Genomic DNA, 18,584 nt, shown 5'->3' with positions numbered 1-18,584 from the left:
AACTTCGAACTTATGTATCAGGAACTAAATTAAAATATTAAAAAAGCCGCGTAAAACGCGGCTTTTAACTTTTAATACCTATTTATTTCATACTCTCGATATAGATAAAGATTAAAGCACTTTTTCTAAAAAGCTGATTGTACGTTCATTCTTAGGACTACCAAACACATCCTCAGGAGGACCTTCCTCGACGATATATCCACCATCCATAAAGATAACTCGATCAGCCACTTCACGAGCAAAACCCATCTCATGCGTAACAATCATCATGGTCATGCCCTCTCGTGCCAAATCATTCATAACACCGAGCACCTCTCCTACCATCTCTGGATCGAGCGCCGATGTAGGTTCATCGAACAGCATAATGTCAGGATTCATCGCCAGTGCTCTTGCGATAGCTACGCGCTGCTTCTGACCGCCTGATAGTTTATTAGGGAATGCATCGGCTTTATCCGATAAGCCAACTTGATCAAGCAACTTCAGAGCTGTTTTACGCGCCTGCTCTTCGGTTTGTTTGCCTAATTCCATCGGTGCGAACATGATATTTTTCAGAACGCTAAAGTGTGGAAATAAATTGAAATGCTGAAATACCATGCCGATATTTTCACGTACCTTATTAATGTCTGTTTTGGAATTATTAATATCCTGATCATCTATGATGACTTTACCTGCTGTTATATCATCCAACCGGTTTATACAGCGAAGAAATGTGCTTTTTCCTGAACCCGAAGGTCCTATCACACAAACAACTTCGCCTTCTTTCACCTCAATATCGATGCCTTTCAGTACATGATTGGAACCAAAGCTCTTTTGTAATCCTTCTACTCGGATTTTACCCATGATGTACCTTCCTTTCCAAGCGGCCCGAAATTTTAGTTAGAATTGTAATGACAACCAAATATATAATAGCAACGACAAGCCAAATATCAAACGAAGTAAAAGTCCTTGCTATAACGATTTTCCCCGATTGCGTCAGCTCGACTAAGCCAATAGCAGAAAGTATAGAAGTATCTTTTAACGTAATCACAAGCTGATTGATAAATGATGGAATCATAATACGAATCGCCTGCGGAATGATAATTTTGATCATTGCTTTCCGATAAGGCAGACCAAGAGACCTTGCTGCCTCCATCTGACCGCGGTCAATCGATTGAATACCCCCACGAATGATCTCCGTTACATAAGCACCAGCGTTTAAACTCAATGTCAAAATTGCGGCTAAGAACAGTGGCATCGTAAATCCGAATGCTTGCGGGATACCAAAATAGATAAAGAACGCAAGAACAATAAGCGGGATACCACGGAATAAATCTACAAATACAGTTGCAATTCCTCGAAGCCATTTGTTCTGACTCACTTTCATAAAACCAAAGATCAGTCCTAAAATGAATGCGAAAAATAAAGAAGCAATCGTATAAATAAGCGTGTTACCAAGTCCTTTAAATAGAGAAGGTAAAGCATCTTTGATAATTTCAAGGCGACTTTGAGGAGCTTGTCCCTGTGTAGCTGTATAGTTATCAATGATACGTTTATATTCACCATTAGCTTTTATATTAGCTAATCCGGTATTGAATTTCTCTAAAAGCTCTTTGTTCTGGCCTTTACTGACAGCGAAGCCATAGGAGCCGCCTTTTTCCATCTTCGTTACAACTTTAACTCCACTTTTCATTTTTTGACCATATGAAAGTACAGGGAAGTCATCAAAACATGCAATCGAGTTTCCAGTTTTAACGTCATCATACATCTGTGAAGATTCGTCGAAAGGAACAATCGTGAAGCCATACTTTGAGGCAATAGACTGCGCGAAGGTATATCCCTCCGTACCTGTCTTCACAGCAACTTTCTTACCTTTTAAGTCTGCATATTCTTTCACCATCGTTTGATCATCGCGGACACCCATGACTACACCCGAATCATAATAGGAATCAGAAAAATCAAATGTCTGTTTCCGTTCATCCGTGATACTCATACCGGCGATGACGCCGTCGACCTGATGTGCTTCCAACGCCTGAACAGCGGCATTAAAACCCATAGGTTTGACCTCATACTTAAAGTTCTGATCCTTGGCAATGGCTCCAACAAATCCATATCAATGCCGACAAATTTCCCGCTGGCGTCTTGGAATTCAAAAGGAGCAAATGTTACATCGGTTCCAATTTGATATGTTTTCGTGGAAGCCGGTTCTGCCATAACACTTGTTGTCAAATACGGCATACTTGAAATACTTAGTAATAGCATAGACACGGTGAATATAAATGTACGCAATATTTTCATAGGGTCCTCCTTTATGTTAAACAACACTTTAAGAAAGTACCCATTAAACATTCTTTCTTAAACAATTGTTTCCAAATCATCACTTTAACGCTATTAAACAGTCAAAAAGAAGGATGTCTCCTTGCTTTCCACTCGAAAATTTATAACACAATATTTATGGTAAATCTATTACTAAATTATGGTATTCATGTTCTTACATTGTTATCAGTATTCCACTGTTGCACAGGCTTCAAAACAACTATCTAGATATAAATATAAAAAAAACCGCGTATAGGCGGTTTTTTATCCGAGTAATATGGGGCGTATAGGCGATCCGGAACCATTTTTGATTTTCAGTGGAAGAGCTATAAAAATGCCTGCTGCAGGCGCCTGATTCATCCCACTGAATCCCTCCATAATTAAAATATTGTTTGGCAAAAAATATTCCACATGACCTGGGGCGCTTATAATGTTTCCATCCAACATACAAATATCAACACCGGGGGTATCTGCACCGATCGCTTTAATACCCGAATCAACGAAGTATTTACATACTTCTTGGGTCAATCCCGGTTCATTTTTCCCCCACCATTCTCTTTCTTTATAATTACAGGAGTCCGATTTATAATATTTGTCCCATCCAAAGTCAATCAGAATAATATCACCTGTTTGAATCGAGATGTCGTCACGTTTCTCTACTTCTTTGATCAGCGTTAGCTCAACGGGCTTACCTGCTTGGGGAGAGAAAGATGAAAGATCATATTTCTTATATGGGCCAATTAAACAATCAACGGGTAACTGGTCAATCGTTGCTTTTTCTCCGTGACAATGACCCGGTGCATCAACATGAGAACCCGTATGCTCTGAAATAATTAGTGTTTGCGCATAATATCCGTGATGACAGAAATTGCGATGATTCTCAACGATTCCAAGTGAAGGATGATTATGAAACCCTGGCATGTTGGTTTCAAATACAGGAGAGACATCATATACTTGAAGCTGTTTATAGCAATTCATAAAGTCAGCGATCACTTGTGAAGAATTCATAATACGATCCCTCTTTTCCATTACATATGTATTTGTGATTCCTCTAAGACAACATCTAAAATTGAAGTGCAGATAAGTTCTCTCCTATTATAAGGTTTCTGCAATAAATCACTGTTCTTCAAATCTTTCACATACTGCTCTAGAGCCTCGTCATGATATTGAGGTCTACCCAATTCCAAATCCTTTTCATTGGGTAGACCTCATTGATGACTTAATAAAGATCTGATTGTAATATTTTTATAACAATCATCTTTAGGCTGAATCAGGGTCAGTATTGGATAAATATAACATAACATTTTTTCACATTGAGAGAATTATAATTTTCGATAAAAAAGTAATCTCTAAACTAACTTTTTGTCAAAAATTATACATTAACTGGATAATAATCATTATATAATGGAAAATAGTTGAAATTTATCATTGCTGTTTACATAAAAATACTTTATATTTAAAATATTAGAATGTTAATAGAAATATATGTAAATAATACCGAGTTTATAAATTTTTTTAGCACAATATGAAAGCGCTTTATATTGTATGTGAACTCTTAATGAGTTTATATAAATCATCTTAAGACAAGCACAAATCATCTGTCGGTGGTATTTCTAGTATTTCTATTCTTTTAAATAAGGAGGTATACGTTTCAGTCTAATAGTATTGTTTAGTGACAACCAAAAAACCAATTATTAGGAGGCTTTATATGTCAACTATTATTTTACCCCGTCAAACAAGCTTGTATAAATGGATTATCGCTTCAAGTATGATTCTGGTGATGATGATCGGCATGATGCTTATCGCTGATCGGGCCTCTGCTCACGGGTATGTTGAAGCACCTGGTGGTCGTGCTGCTCTCTGTAAGACTGGAGTCAATACAGATTGCGGTCAAGTAATGTATGAACCACAAAGTTTAGAAGCGCCTAAGGGCTTCCCTGCTGCTGGACCAGCAGATGGCAAAATTGCTAGTGCAGGTGGTGCTTTCCCTAAATTGGACGAACAGTCCGCAACACGTTGGGCCAAAGTCAATATGACTGCTGGAACTAACACATTTAAATGGACTATATCTGCACGTCATGCAACAACAAGCTGGAAGTACTATATGACGAAGCAAAATTGGAATCCGAATGCACCTCTTACTCGTGATTCTTTCGATCTTACTCCTTTCTGTAACGTAAATTACAATGGTGCACAACCGCCAGCTTCATATACTGATACTTGTAATGTACCAAGCAGAACAGGCTACCAAGTGATTCTTGCTGTATGGGAAATTGCTGATACAGCGAATGCTTTCTACAATGTTATTGATGTCGATTTTGGTGGCGGCGGCAGCACTCCTTCCGACACTGCAGCACCAACGGCTCCAGCAAATGCAGTTGTTTCTAATGTAGCTACAACAAGTGCATCACTCAGCTGGGGTGCTTCTACTGACAATGTTGCAGTAACCGCTTACAAAATTTATAATGGTTCCACATTAGTCGCTACAACTTCTAATGGATCTACATTGAATTATAATATTACAGGTCTTACTGCGAATACCGCTTACACCTTTACGGTTAAAGCAGTCGATGCAGCTGGTAATACATCGGCAGCGAGCAATGCAGTTACATTCACTACAACTGCTGGAACAACAACAGACACAACAGCTCCTACTGCTCCATCCGGTTTGCAAGTGAATGGTACACCTTCTTCAACTTCTATTTCTCTAAAATGGAATGCTTCATCCGATAATGTAGGGGTGACAGGATACCGTGTATACCGCGGAACAACTCTGGCAGGAACGGTTTCTGGAACAACGCTTACGTATTCAGCTACAGGTCTAACAGCGAATACAGCTTACACATTCACAGTTCGCGCTATCGATGCGGCTGGTAATGAATCAGCTAACAGCAATGCGGTTAATGCAACAACTGCTGCTGCGACAACAACACCAGGTGGTGCAGCAGCTTGGGCTCCAAACGTTGCCTACACAACAGGAACTTTAGTTACTTACAATGGTGCAACATATGAATGTCGTCAACCTCACACATCCCTCGTAGGATGGGAACCAACCAATGTTCCTTCTCTGTGGTTGCTGAAGTAACATTTAAAAGATGAAATAGCCCACTTCCTCTTATGAGGATGTGGGCTATTTTTTGTGGAGAGGTTAGCCATTTCGCTAACCTTAGACTATAGTTAAATAGGGTTCATAAAACCTCTAAAACTAGTTATATACTTACATGTGTTTTCTTATATAAAACTAATATTGCCGCTGCTATAAAGATTACTCCCATATAAGCGGGTGCGGCATGACCAAGTGATACATAGATTTGTCCTCCAATGATCGGCCCAATCATTCTGGCTAAAGCCTGAATCGATTGGCTACCTCCTTGAATCCTTCCTTGTTCGCTAGAGTCGACAGAGTTGGAGAGCATCCCATTGAATGAAGGTCCAAAGATTGAATCACCAAAACCAAATATAAACATTCCGGCGATAAGAAGTGGATAGAAAGAGCACAAAACAGACAGTGCAATTAGACTGTAGCCAATAATCTCCGAACCCATTCCAAGAATGGCAATCTGTTTATCGTTAAGTTTTTTCAGAAGCTTTGGCATGATGAGACCTTGTGAAATGATGTCTTGGACGCCCATAATTGAGAACATAAGTCCGATTAGTGCAGGTTTCCAATTGAACGTATCCATTGTAAATTGTGAAAAAACAGCCTGTAAAGATCCATTGGGTATCCAAAGTAAGAACGCTGAGACAAGTAGCCTTCTTAAGATTTTCATGGAAAGTAGATTTGCAAGCTGTGAGAATGGATTGAGTCTTACTAAGGTAATCTCTTTCAGTCTATTGTTCTTCTTAAGGCTCTCAGGCATAAAAAAGAATCCATACACAACATTCAATAAAGTGATGACTGCCCCAAAATACATGGGTACAGCATAACCAAACTTGGCTAGCAATCCGCCTAGAGTTGGACCAATGACGGTTCCTACACCTACAACCGCACTCACCCAGCCGAAGTATTTAGTTCTCTGCTGCGGAGGAATGATGTCTGCAAAATAGGCGAAGATCGTGCTTATGCTCCCGCCTGTTACTCCTTCTATTATGCGCCCAGCAAATAGTACCCATAGAGCTCCTCCTATGCCAAAAACGAAGTACCCAATTGCGGAACCTAAAAGGCAAAATAAAAGCAATGGGCGACGGCCATATTTGTCGCTCAATGTTCCAAGTATGGGGGCTGCAAAAAACACGCAGAATGCATACACAGAGGTCAACAGCGTAACAACGATAGCCTGTTCTCCCGGATAACTTATATAGGGCTGCACTAAGAATGGGACGACAGGTGTAATGATACTGAAGCCTATTCCGCACAGAAACACAGAGATTAGACCAAATATTAAAGCATGTTTATCTATGGAGTGTTCTGTGTTCTGTTTATTGTGTGATCTAAATTTGGACATGTAAGTCTTCTCCTCTTTTTTTATTTCCTTGGAAACAAATTTATCGTATCTCAATTTTGTTTCCCGGTCAACAAAATAATAACGAAAAATGCAGCCCGCTCGCAAGAGAGCTGGGCTGCCTGTGGTTCTCTTTTTATTATTCAATTTTTTCCCTACCTAAAATATCTGTACCTATTTTCTGTATCTCTGCATCCAGATGCCTATTATACCTTTCCACGAAGCTAATCATACTATCATATTGTTCCTCAGTTACCTGTTCAAATACGGCTTTATCCCGCTCTTGAAACTCTTTATGCAGGTCCTCATGAATTTTATATATGACTTTTCCTTGCTCGGTAAGCCTAAAATAGATTTCTTTCTTGTTATCAGGCTTCTGATAACTTTCGATTAAGCCTTTTTCTATGAGCTTCTTCGTTAATTTACTTATGGCACCGCGAGTCATATAAAAGGACTCCGCAAGTTTTGTCACGTTGGAATCCACATTTTTTTCAATATATTCGATGCAATGTATTTCAGAAGGAGTATAGCCTTTAAGACTGGCCTCCATCTTATCCTTATTAAGCCAAACCATCTTGTTATATAAGTCCCTGAACCCAATGATAACCTGTTCTTCTTTGCTCATGGCCTGTCCTCCCAACCGTTGGTGCATTAACAATATATTATATTTTTGTTTCTATCTCAACAATATATAACCACTCAAATGCAACAAGTGCAAGTGTCAAGACACTTGCACTAGATTATAAACTTAATTCTGTCTCCGATTACAGATCTTAGTGGGTTAAGCTATGTTTTTCTGCATCAACGTATTGAAAAATCCCGAAGATAATAAGTACTATCGATACAATAATGAGAAAATAACCTAGCCATTGTAATGTTTTTCTGTTCATACGCTTGCTTCGTGAGATAAATAACATGCCAACGCCTATCAATAAGGATAGTACAATACCAACTTGCACGTAAGCAGTCATACGATCACTCCTTCTTACTTTTCTATAAATTAATGAAAAATAATTGGAGGCTAGCATAATAATCTTCCATTATTTTCTTTATTCTACATTATAGAATAGTTTAAACCAACCATCTATTCATTCTTCGTAAATTACAGACCCAATTTATGCCCTTTCTCTAGTCGCTGAATTTGCTTCTCTCCCACTTCGGCCAGTTCACGAAACTGATTAATCGTTTCACGCATTTTAGGCATCGCTTCCTGCTTATAAGCGCTTATAGAGTCGAGAGCCAATAGAGTATCACCAAAGGCTTGCTTCAGCGTTTCTACAGAAACACTAGATTCCATGGCTTGCTTCTGAATTGCAACTCCTTGCTGCATCAGCATTTTTGACGTACCTGCAATGAAATCATTCGTAGTCTGATTTAACGCTTCGAGCTTCTTCAATACTATATTTTGATTGTAGAGCGCACTGGCCACCGTTACAGCAGTTCTCAAAGCTGCGACAGTCACAGTATTTGCACGATCAACTCCACGTATGAGTTCTTTATTATTACGCATTACAACTTCAAAAGAGATAATCCCTTGTTGGTTAACTGCCAGCATCTGTTGCATATCCATCGTTCTTTGCCTAAGCGGGAACAAAACTTCTTCGGTAATAAACTGAATTTTATCCGGATCTTCATTGCGCGCCTTAGCTGCTTCGATCTGCGATTCGATGGATTCATCCATTAATGAAACAAGCTGGATCTCCTTCTTAAGCTTCTTAGTAAGCTCCCGAAGCGTTTGCTGTTCAATTTCCAAGGTCGTATTATCATTCTTCAATGTGATCTTGCCCTTACCGAGTGTTTCGATAATATTCGAAATAACTGTATCTGCTTTCTCGTATTTCAAGAAATATGTCCGAAGTGGATTAAAAAATTTGCCAAGGACACCTCGTTTTGCGAAGTCGATTACACTTGGGTCCAAATCCTTTAGCTGTATTTGCAACTCAGCCAACCCTTTGGCGACTAAGCTTCCTTCATCTCCTCTTTTAGAGAGATTTCCAACAGATATCTGCAACAAGGAATTTTTCTCTGACGAAGATTTCATCGTGTTTATACCAAAATTATCGATGGTCTGCAAAATCTCTTTTCGCTTCTCCAACGAATCAAGGTCTAAAGCCATGATCGTTTCTACATTAGCCTCTGCTACTGCTTTAAGTTTTGCAACCTCTTCAGGAACGGGTTTAACCTGTTCCTCGATAGCAGTCTTAATTTCTTCTTGACTGGGTACTTCCATCGTAAATGACATTGTAATCCTCCCTTGGTTTAAGCTACATTTGAACGTTAAACAAGTTTCCGATTTTGTAGACAACATCATCTGTATCCGCATTAATACTTGCTGCTTCATTAATACTTGAAATACTTTGAAGGGCCTTTATATTTGCGTTATACCCTATCGTATATATTGGGATTTTATAGTTCTCAATGAGTCCCTTGATATCTTGAAGTGAATAACCCTGGTTCGTCTCACCATCACTTAATACAAAAATAATAGGCTTAATATTAGGATCAAGAGCCACCTTATCTTGAAGCATTTTCAAAGCCACAACAATTCCATCAAAAGTTGCAGTCCCTCCACTCGCTTGAAGACTATTTACCGAACCCACAAACATGGACTGCTGGTTCGTGTCGTATTTCCCAATCGGCAAATTAATATGTACGGTATCTGAATAGGAAACCAGACCAATGCTGTTATCTCTGCCTAAGTACTTCTGACCTTTTAATAGGGACTCTTTCAAACGGTTTAGCGGTTGCCCGGCCATGCTTCCAGAAACATCGGTTACGAACACCGCCGCAATGGATTTACTTCCATTCTTCTTTTCTTTCCACAACTTCTGAGCAGATATTAAGTCACTACCCTTCACAGCACCAATCTCTGACTTGTAATCATTGAGATGATTAAAGCCCTTTTCCTTAGCCAACTTCTGATATTTATCTTCTTCAACGAACTCGGTAAAATTTTTAATGATATCCAGTTTATCTTTAGGAAGATCACCCAGAGCATATAACGGACTGTCATGCCTTACTCCAAAAGGAGTGAACACATAATCATCTTTTAAATCTGTTGCATTCATATAGGTTTGATACTCTAAAATAAAGCCGTCAAGCATACCCGACTTCGCAGCATCACGCATTTGTATCGTTGTGGATGCAATAAAGCACATTCGCTTGAAACTTCTCAAAACCCTCAACGGCTTTTTTTCCTAAGATGTTAGAACTATCAAAGGTATTTAATGCTGTGACTAGAAAGTTTAATCCCGTCGAACTAGCAAATGGATCCGTATACCCCATCGAAAAATCATTATTTGCTATCGCATCTGTCACTGTTTTAACATTTACAGAACCATACTTATTGATTAGCGCATCATATTTTGCTTTTGCTATTACAATACCGGGAACGTTTCCCACTAGACGCTTAGACATAAGCTGTGTCTTAACCCCACTTGCCTTAACCATTTCGCCCCATAACTCGTTCGAAGGTGTAAACGCGTCAGGTACGTATTTTCCGGATTTGATATAATCAGACGCTGTTCCCGAGGCAATATTCCGAATTCTAACAGAAGACGGTTTGCCGTTTACTGTAATATTTGCTTTGTTAAAATCGTTAGCTACCTCAGTAAGCCATCCATCAACACCTGAACCTGACTTTTCAGTTGAAGAAAAGATTTCTACAAAGTTTTCATTCGTCTTTTCAACCGTTATTGGAAACTTCGAAATATCCGGTAAGGATTCTGAGACATCTGCGGGGTTAAGATCGATCTGCTTTCACGGGCTGCTCGGTATATATCGAGATATTTGAGTAAAGTTTTTTTAGGAGTTTATTTGAATCTTCTGAAGATACCTGTGTTTTTGTTTTCCCTAAATTTGCTGTTAAATTTACGCCTATATACACAAGGGCAAATACGAGTATCACGATAAATACAGATAGGATGAGGAATTTATTTTTCTTTCCCATGCGATGCACCTCTCACTGTTTATAATATTTGGTCTGGTTAATCAATGAGTCGATCTCCTGCATACAAGGCATATTCTCAATATCCTCTAGTTCAAAACTATCTAAACGGGATATTTCCAGCAGCAATCTATCAAGTTTTAACAGGATTTCTTCATTAGTCACTAATGAACTTTTCATATAAGATAGAAATTCGTTAAACACTTTTTTCTTTTCCTGAAGAAGTTCCAAAGAAAACTGCGATGACTTGGGGTTCATAACGTTCTCCAACTCAGACTCATCAAAAACATTCAGCCTATTTAGAATACTTCGAATATTCAGGTAGAATAACTTTTCAACTTCTTGCGTAACAGAATCAAACTTCCTGAAACTGAGCTCTGTTTTATCAAATCTCTGACTTAAAACATTAAATAAGGTTTCTTTTTTCTTTTTTATTCTAATCAACTGCTCTAATGAAAATGTGATATCACCCTCCAGCACTTTAACACGCCGGTAGTGAGTTAAGGCCTCTACGTAGTCTTCATGTGTTTTAATTTGTTTTACAGGTAACGCCAAGGGCTGCTTTATTAGTAAAGCATAGCTCCCATATACGACCACAAGGACACTTGCGAAGAGCAATGCTACCCCAACTGCTGAAGACAGAGCACTTTCGCCTATGACCACTCCTAAAAATCCGGGAGAGAGCACAAGGATATTCATAACTACAACACCAAGGATGATTCCAAGTAGTTTTATGTACTTTTCATTAGTCAATACGTGCACCTCCAATCCCTATATTATTAATACGCAATGGATTATGAAGTGATAACCGTTTATTTATGTTGATAACGGACTTATCCAAATAAAGATAAGCGCAAACTATATTGTATAGTTGTATTAAAATATGTATAATTTTAAGACATAACAGATGTATAACCTCAATAATATGGTTTGAGGGTCTCTACCAGGAACCAAAAAATCCTGATTACAAAATGGTGTTATCTATTTTGTGGTCAGGATTTTTTGGTTTTTTTACTATTAACAACCAAGAAAGGAATTCGAAAAATGAATCTAAAAGTATTAGTACTTGCCGCCTCTGCTATTTGTGTAGGGTTGGTTGAACTCATTGTAGGAGGAATATTACCGCTTATTGCTGATGATTTGCATGTAACGCTTGGTACCGCAGGACAGTTGATAACGGTCTTCGCTCTTGTCTATGCCATTGCCGGCCCTGTTCTTCTTACATTAACCGCAAGATTCGAACGAAGATTCCTCTATCTTATTTCGTTAGTCGTATTCTTTGTGGGAAATGTGATCACATATTTCAGCCCAAACTTCTCTATCATGATGGCTTCAAGAGTCATTACGGCTATGAGTACAGCTTTAATTATCGTACTCTCGCTCACGATCGCAGCGAAGATTGTTGAACCTGCACACCGAGCAAAGGCAATCGGAATTGTATATATGGGAATCAGTTCCTCGTTGGTGTTAGGAGTACCCCTTGGTATATTAATAGGTAACTCTTTTGGATGGCGCGTTATTTTTCTCGGGATCGCTGTTCTATCCCTTCTCTCTATGGTTCTTATATATGCCTTTCTAGAAAAGATTCCTGCAGACAAGATTAAGCCCCTATCTGTGCAGATCAAGGCTTTAGGTAATTTGAAAGTGGCAAGTGCACATCTGGCGACACTTTTTACACTAGCAGGACATTATACGCTTTATGCTTATTTCACTCCTTTTCTAGTATCTGAGATGCATCTTAATCAATATTGGATTAGCATATGTTATTTTATCTTTGGAATAGCTGCTGTATGTGGAGGAGCATTTGGAGGTTTCCTCGGAGATCGTCTCGGATCACGCAAAAGTATTATTATTGTGATTAGTTCCTTTGCTGCCATTTTATTATTGCTTCCCTTCTCTACCATCTCGTTAATTTCATTCCTTGTGGTGATGGTCATTTGGGGCGGGCTAAGCTGGAGTCTTTCTCCACCTCAACAGAACTATCTTATTCAGATCGATCCTGAACATTCTGATATACAACAAAGCTTCAATAACTCGGCACTCCAAATTGGAATTTCTTTGGGATCTGGAATTGGTGGAGTTGTTTTAGAACAGACGGGTACGATAAGAAGTACGGCTTGGGTCGGTGCTATCGTCGTAATTGTAGCCCTAGCCTGTGCTGTCTATTCACTCACTAGACCTTCTTCCACAAGTAAAAGACTTGAGCAGGGTTGATTCATTTCAAGAGAGAGATCAGATAAACGATATATTATGAAAAAGAGTCCAAAGTTAATAACTTGGGACTCTTTTTTATAGAAATTAAACACCCTTAATCGCTGCCATAGGCTTACACGTCGCTACAACATCAGCAAGCGATGCCCTCGCTATTTTAGAGCTGAAGCATGAGTATCGGGTGATCTTATTAATGCATCATATGGAGGGAAAACCGATTAGATTGATCGCTCAAGAGCTGGCGATACATGAGCAGGCAGTAGCCCAGCGCCTTGTACGTGCTCGCAAAAAACTATTATGCCAGTTCTCAAAGAAATGGAATCATTGAAGTATATTATTCTCGCCATTTATATCCATTCGATGCTTTTGTAAATCCGATTTATTCACATAATAAATATATTGCTTATCGCAATGAAATTCCTGAACGGAGGAGCCCGTTATTTTCCGTAAAGTGAGATCATGCAGGCTCATACTATACATTTTTTGCTGGTCTTTACGATTCAAGAATAGAAGTTCTGTATCTGTCAAAATAAAAAAACGGGTAATTAAATCTGGAATAATCATCTCAGAATCCGTATTTGTATCATATTTGACCATTTGAGATTTGTCATTTACATAATAGATCATACGGCCGTCAAAAGCGACGTTGGTTGAAGCGGGTATTTTAAGAATAACTGTCATCTTTCCAGTTAATCGATCAACCCGATGAATTTCGTTTTGTCCTATAAAGTAAAGGCTGTGCTCATCGAGAAAAAAGGAACTTATCGTCAGATAAAAATTTGCGTCTTGATTATTTGATTTCGAGAGTCCTAAAATCATGCTCTTATCAGTGCTAAGTTTTTTTTCGAAAATAATTCGTTCTTTAAAGCTCGTCGTATCCACTTCGATAATAGAAAAACGCGTCACATCTTCAATGACACCTGATTTATCTGAATCATATTTCATATAATATACATCGTTGCCATTTCCAAAAATCGTGTTCTCCACTCGAGTTAATGAAGGCATTGGGTTTCTTACAAAATTGCGTTTTTCACCCGTTTGCTTATCTATAAATACCAACCGAATAGCTTTCAAATCAGTCTCGTCGACCTTAAAAAGGTAACGACTATTTTCAAAGGATTGCTTGGAGGAATAATTGTAACTGTCGCTAGTTTGCGATCTCTCTGCAGAGTTGCAACCTGATAACAAAGTAACCATCATACAAAGGATAAGCGTTAGCGTAGACACTTTGCGCCCATGATTCCGTAGCCCTGAGTTCCATACATTGGTGCGCCGGATCAAGATGACTACAAACATTCCAATGCTTAGGCATACGGTGACCACGAATACGATACTCCATGACATAAGTGACACTTCTCTGAATATTAACTCCATTTGGTCCTTGAACGGATTGTTCTTGTATTCATTCCCTCTTAAGAACCCGGTAGACACCATAAAAGCAAGAGGGCCCGGAAGAAGATATTTAGTGGACTCCAAACGTAGCCCATAGTAAGGAATTAGAATCAAGGCCGTGCATACAAAAAGAGTTATGGCATATTTCCTCAAGCATACAGATACAAAAAGGATCAGCATGGCGAAGCACAAGCTCCCAAATAACTTACCTGCCATGATCCACATAAAAGCCTCATTCAAAGAGCTTTCTTTCGTTGAAGTGCCGAAGTATGGTAGGCTTTGGAGCGGATAGTTCCCATTGAATAACCCATATTTATATTGATAAAATCCATACTTTATCCCAGCAATAGCCAAGCTGAGTATGAGTACAGTAAGAAACACGAGGCTTATTTTGCAAATCGCGTGATATCGGGTTCCTTTCTGAACTGTAAGAAGAAGTGTATCCATCTTACTCTCATACTCAAAGCAAAAAACAGGAGTGATCAGAAGAAGAAGCAATACTACCCATAACAAATCAAGATTTTCATTTGCGAGTAAACCATCCCATCCGTTTGTATACATAAAATAGCGGTTAGCGGGGTGCTCGCGAATGTATGTATATTGGTCATATATCAGTTTAAAGCCCTTTTCATGTTCTAGAACATTCTCCATAGGACCGGTTACGGCCAAAAATTCATCTTTTCCCATTTTGCCATCATAATAACGATCGCTTGCTTCTTGTAAAGCAACCTTTGCATTTGAGATTTTATCAGCTTCACTTGCAAAAAATTGCTCTGTATTCTTATGATATGACCCCTGAACTTGCTTCAAATAGAAGGAATAGGATGAGGCATTCATCTCAATATCCGGATTCTTGGACCTATCTAATGAGATCATCGAAGCCATGGTCAAAATGATAAATAAAATGATAAACAATAAACCTTTCTGAAAAATAAACATTTTCTTCATTTCATACTTCCAGACTGACATGCTATCCTCCTCCCTTCCGTAGAGCATTTTTCCTCACTGAAATCATGAGCCCGGAAAGAAATATCGTCCCCCATAAGATCGAGAATAACAAGGCAACAATATAGCTTGGAAACGGGTAACCCCATAGGGGGATGTACTCTGCTTTATGAAACAATTCTCGATTGACAACAAGTACAAAAGGATTCATGGTTTTTACCAAAATATGTCCTGAGTCCATGTAAGCTTCCTGTAAAGAAATACATCCAAACAAAGCTAATAGGCCAATAATGAAAGGGACTAACGCGTTTCGAAATAGATAGGACAGTGCCAGAAAAGCCAAACCAAAGAAGAGCATTCCAAAGGTTTTCAAGACAGCGGAGAGCGCTGCATATTGACCTAAACTCACGTTCAATGCACTGTGAATGTATTCTTCCAAAACGTATATTGGTGAAGAAGCTGCATCCCAAGAAGCGTAGATCCACGAATAGGCAACAAAATCAATTAGCCAAAACCAAAGACATATGCTACAAATAAAAAGTGACGAGGCCAAAAGCTTTGCCCAAACAGTTTTGGCTCCCCCTGCTTTGGTCGTTAGCAGTAGGGTATCCATCTCTGTCTCCTTTTCGGACAGGAAAACACTCATCAGACCGTACAGACAAATCAATAGAACTAAGAACGATGAAAAATCGTACTGAACATAATATTGATACATTTCCGTATAAGAGAAATTTGTTATCGTTCGTCCCTGAAACAGTTCAGCAACAGCCGCATTTTTCCGAGCCTCATATCCATTGTTCAAGGATTTAAAAAATATAATATTCTCATTCGCTGTAGTCACCACAGCATGAGCATAGGCTTTGTAATCGTATGCATATTTCATCGGATTCACATAAGACCATCGATAGAAATTGAAATCTTCATACACATTGGACAACTGAGTATTCGAGTTACGATATGTTGTACTCGCTGTATGATCAGCAGTTTGCTGTTCAAGGGGGCGATAAATCTTCATGAGTTTGCCGATCTTTTCATCCGTGATCTTGCCTTCAAATTGGCCATACATCTGTGAGTACAGCTCTTTCCAGCTCGAGTCAGCTAGTAAAGAGTTCCCACCATGGATACTGTATATTTTCAGGACATTTAGGATTGAGAAGACTGCTACCGCAAAGACGATAGTCCATTTCAAAAAATGTTTACGCCACTCATAACCGATTAACGTTACCATTGTTCGCCCTCTCCGAAATAATACAGGAACACGTCCTCCAGATTGGCCTGTACATTTACTGCATCAACATCCGGTTGCTCATCATCTATAACCCGCAAATGAATATCATTTTGCTCCCGCATCATATTACTGATTTTGAGTCGATGCAGCTTCTCATCCAGTGCTTCTTCCGTGGCTGTGACCGTCCAAACCTTCCCTTTCAGGCCTTCTACGAGAGCTTGAGGTGTATCTTGCTTCAGAAGTCGTCCATCCTTCAGTAAAATGACTTGATTAGCGATAAATTCGATATCGGAAACAATATGCGTTGCCAATAGAACAATGCGGTTCTCGGAAAACTTAGTGATCAGATTTCGAAATCGAATCCTTTCCTGCGGATCTAGTCCAGCCGTAGGCTCATCCAGAATCAGGATATTTGGATTGTTAAGCATGGCCTGAGCAATACCCACTCTCTGACGCATCCCACCAGATAAAGCTCCGATTTTCTTATGGCGAGCATTGCTCAAATTTACAATTTCCAATAATTCTTGAACTCTTTTTTCTGCTTGCGACTTCGGAATCTGCTTCAGCTCACACATGTATTTAAGGAATTCCATGACTTCGAAATTTTTATAAAATTGTGGATACTGAGGTAAATATCCGATATGGGACAGAAATTCTATCCCTAGAGTTCTCGCATCCACATCATTGATTAGGATTTGCCCCGTGTCACTTCGCAAAATACCGACAAAGATATTAATCAATGTCGTTTTTCCTGCCCCATTGGTTCCAAGAAGCCCATAAATTCCATTCTCCAATTCAGCAGAAAAATCTTGTAATGCATATTTGCCCTTATATTGTTTTGAGATACCTTTAAACGTTACCTTCACGAATCGCTCCCTCCTTATTAGAAGTGGTTTATAATCACTTTGGCCTTGATTCCCGGCTGATTAGCTCCTAATACAACGATATAAGTCTTCTTGTCGTCTATAATACGAATCAACGGGTCATTCGCCATATAACGCGCTTCTCCTTCAGCTGGGATACGCTTCTCTGCTTCAAGCCTTCCTGTAACGGTATTGTATACTCGAATCTTCCAGCTACTCTTATCAGCGAGGGATGTCCCGAAGTATTGCCCTGAGTCAGACCCTGTAATAAATCCGCTTTCGCCCTTCTCAACTAAGGTATGAAGATTCACTTTCTCGCTGGGTATATCCATAACCATTAATTTGCCTGATGGAATTGTGAAATCTTCCGCAAACAGCAGTAAGTTACTATAAGCAGTTACCTCTTTGCATGTGTAACTATCAAATACACGATTAGACATGCTACTACCATCTATCGCTACAGTTCCGCAGGTATCAAAGGAAGGCTTGTCGGTTTCAGCTGGAATATGAAAGCTTTGCGCTTTAAATGCAAGCAGTTTATCCATATTTGTAAATCCAATTTGTTCAAATGTAACTACTCCTTTTCGCGGAGCCGAATCTTCTTCTTGTACATTCACAACGGTTGTTTTTTGTTTCGTTTTAAAATTGTAGAGATATAGTCCCTGTGTAGTGGCATAGGCCGCTTTCGTTCCATCCGCTGTAATCGCGATAGCCTTTACAGACAATATCATTTCATTCTTCTGTAGTAAGGTGTTGAATTGAAATTCTGATTTCTTATTTAACTGCTTGTCATAGAAGACGGCGCTATACGTTGGCCCTCCGTCTGTTGCTAACAAACCACCATTATTTTTCCCTTTACTTACTTTCGCCCCGATCTCTACATATCCGTCATGTGTAGAGAAATATTGTTCTTTTACCAATGCTTCACGTGAGGTTTCGGCTGTTACTAGCCCCTTATCAAGGTTATATAGATACAATTTGTCTGCCAATATAATGATCTGATTTCCATCGGCGTAGTGAATATTTGTGATATCTCCTTGAATCTTTTCAAGATGTAAATCTAATGGAGAAGATGATTCGGAAGAATTAGATTGAGGGGGCTCAGTTGTTACTACTTCGTTGTTTGAAGAATTATTTCCGATTGGAGAATTTTTAGGTTTAGTAGAATCACCTGTAGTCAAAGAGTTGTTTTCTTTATGTGAACAGCTCGCAATGACAAGCACAGATAAAGCTAATATGATGCTTACATATTTCTTTCTCATCAC

The 18,584-nt window shown here is 39.1% G+C and carries 14 protein-coding genes, 2 pseudogenes and 1 riboswitch; of the genes and pseudogenes, 3 read left to right on the top strand and 13 right to left on the bottom strand.

Translation table 11 applies throughout. The features are described from left to right. Window positions 1-111 precede the first annotated feature (111 nt). The 3 genes and pseudogenes from JCM16418_RS15645 to JCM16418_RS15635 all read right to left on the bottom strand — a co-directional run bounded on the left by JCM16418_RS15645 (window position 112) and on the right by JCM16418_RS15635 (window position 3,300). The gene (locus JCM16418_RS15645; protein WP_036650709.1) at window positions 112-840 is read right to left on the bottom strand and encodes an amino acid ABC transporter ATP-binding protein; all 729 of its coding nucleotides are present in this window, start codon (window positions 838-840) and stop codon (window positions 112-114) included. After that, window positions 833-2,178, bottom strand: a pseudogene (locus JCM16418_RS15640) (amino acid ABC transporter substrate-binding protein/permease); the annotation flags it as partial. The gene JCM16418_RS15645 and the pseudogene JCM16418_RS15640, both read right to left, overlap by 8 nt. Before the next feature lie 378 nt (window positions 2,179-2,556). After that, a complete protein-coding gene (locus JCM16418_RS15635; RefSeq protein WP_036650707.1) occupies window positions 2,557-3,300 on the bottom strand; it encodes a cyclase family protein in 744 nt (247 codons plus the stop codon). A gap of 700 nt (window positions 3,301-4,000) precedes the next feature. Here JCM16418_RS15635 and JCM16418_RS15630 point away from each other — a divergent pair. Further along, window positions 4,001-5,377: a lytic polysaccharide monooxygenase gene (locus JCM16418_RS15630; RefSeq protein WP_036650705.1), complete on the top strand. Its 1,377-nt coding sequence runs from the start codon at window positions 4,001-4,003 to the stop codon at window positions 5,375-5,377. 124 nt (window positions 5,378-5,501) lie between these two features. On the opposite strand, the gene JCM16418_RS15625 is transcribed toward JCM16418_RS15630, so the two are convergent. From JCM16418_RS15625 to JCM16418_RS15600, 6 genes and pseudogenes are all read right to left on the bottom strand, one after another. Next, window positions 5,502-6,737, bottom strand: a complete 1,236-nt coding sequence (locus tag JCM16418_RS15625) for an MFS transporter (protein WP_036650892.1) — start codon at window positions 6,735-6,737, stop codon at window positions 5,502-5,504. Window positions 6,738-6,873: 136 nt separating this feature from the next. Then, entirely contained in the window at window positions 6,874-7,359 is a 486-nt protein-coding gene (locus tag JCM16418_RS15620) for a MarR family transcriptional regulator (RefSeq protein WP_036650702.1), read from the bottom strand. 148 nt (window positions 7,360-7,507) lie between these two features. Continuing rightward, the gene (locus tag JCM16418_RS15615) at window positions 7,508-7,705 is read right to left on the bottom strand and encodes a DUF202 domain-containing protein (protein ID WP_036650699.1); all 198 of its coding nucleotides are present in this window, start codon (window positions 7,703-7,705) and stop codon (window positions 7,508-7,510) included. A 131-nt stretch (window positions 7,706-7,836) separates the two neighbouring features. After that, window positions 7,837-8,976, bottom strand: coding sequence for a toxic anion resistance protein (locus tag JCM16418_RS15610; RefSeq protein WP_036650696.1), 1,140 nt, complete (start codon window positions 8,974-8,976; stop codon window positions 7,837-7,839). 22 nt (window positions 8,977-8,998) lie between these two features. Next, a pseudogene (locus tag JCM16418_RS15605) lies at window positions 8,999-10,683 on the bottom strand (vWA domain-containing protein). Window positions 10,684-10,695: 12 nt separating this feature from the next. After that, window positions 10,696-11,442 (bottom strand): hypothetical protein, encoded by a 747-nt coding sequence (locus JCM16418_RS15600; protein ID WP_306304793.1) that lies wholly within the window; start codon window positions 11,440-11,442, stop codon window positions 10,696-10,698. A 125-nt stretch (window positions 11,443-11,567) separates the two neighbouring features. Then, window positions 11,568-11,667, top strand: a riboswitch (purine riboswitch). Window positions 11,668-11,724: 57 nt separating this feature from the next. Here JCM16418_RS15600 and JCM16418_RS15595 point away from each other — a divergent pair. Further along, complete coding sequence (locus JCM16418_RS15595; protein WP_036650690.1) at window positions 11,725-12,894, top strand: MFS transporter; 1,170 nt, start codon at window positions 11,725-11,727, stop codon at window positions 12,892-12,894. Between the two features lie 97 nt (window positions 12,895-12,991). Continuing rightward, complete coding sequence (locus JCM16418_RS24370) at window positions 12,992-13,219, top strand: RNA polymerase sigma factor (RefSeq protein WP_306304796.1); 228 nt, start codon at window positions 12,992-12,994, stop codon at window positions 13,217-13,219. Here the strand turns inward: JCM16418_RS24370 and JCM16418_RS15590 are convergent. From JCM16418_RS15590 to JCM16418_RS15575, 4 genes are read right to left on the bottom strand one after another with little or no spacing between them, the layout of a single operon-like run. Next, complete coding sequence (locus JCM16418_RS15590) at window positions 13,213-15,252, bottom strand: DUF5050 domain-containing protein (RefSeq protein WP_036650688.1); 2,040 nt, start codon at window positions 15,250-15,252, stop codon at window positions 13,213-13,215. The two genes, JCM16418_RS24370 and JCM16418_RS15590, sit on opposite strands and share 7 nt — an antisense overlap. Before the next feature lies 1 nt (window position 15,253). After that, window positions 15,254-16,456 carry an ABC transporter permease gene (locus JCM16418_RS15585; protein WP_052020373.1) on the bottom strand — a complete coding sequence of 401 codons (1,203 nt, stop codon included), beginning with the start codon at window positions 16,454-16,456 and terminating at the stop codon, window positions 15,254-15,256. Further along, a complete protein-coding gene (locus JCM16418_RS15580; RefSeq protein ID WP_036650686.1) occupies window positions 16,450-17,322 on the bottom strand; it encodes an ABC transporter ATP-binding protein in 873 nt (290 codons plus the stop codon). Before JCM16418_RS15580 ends, JCM16418_RS15585 begins: the two co-directional genes overlap by 7 nt. 17 nt (window positions 17,323-17,339) lie before the next feature. Further along, window positions 17,340-18,581, bottom strand: coding sequence for a hypothetical protein (locus JCM16418_RS15575; protein WP_036650683.1), 1,242 nt, complete (start codon window positions 18,579-18,581; stop codon window positions 17,340-17,342). Window positions 18,582-18,584: the final 3 nt, after the last annotated feature.

Source organism: Paenibacillus pini JCM 16418 (assembly GCF_000576305.1).
GTDB lineage: Bacteria > Bacillota > Bacilli > Paenibacillales > Paenibacillaceae > Paenibacillus_AQ > Paenibacillus_AQ pini.
Note: the sequence above shows the minus strand (reverse complement) of the source record. Positions and strands in the feature narration are given on the sequence as shown.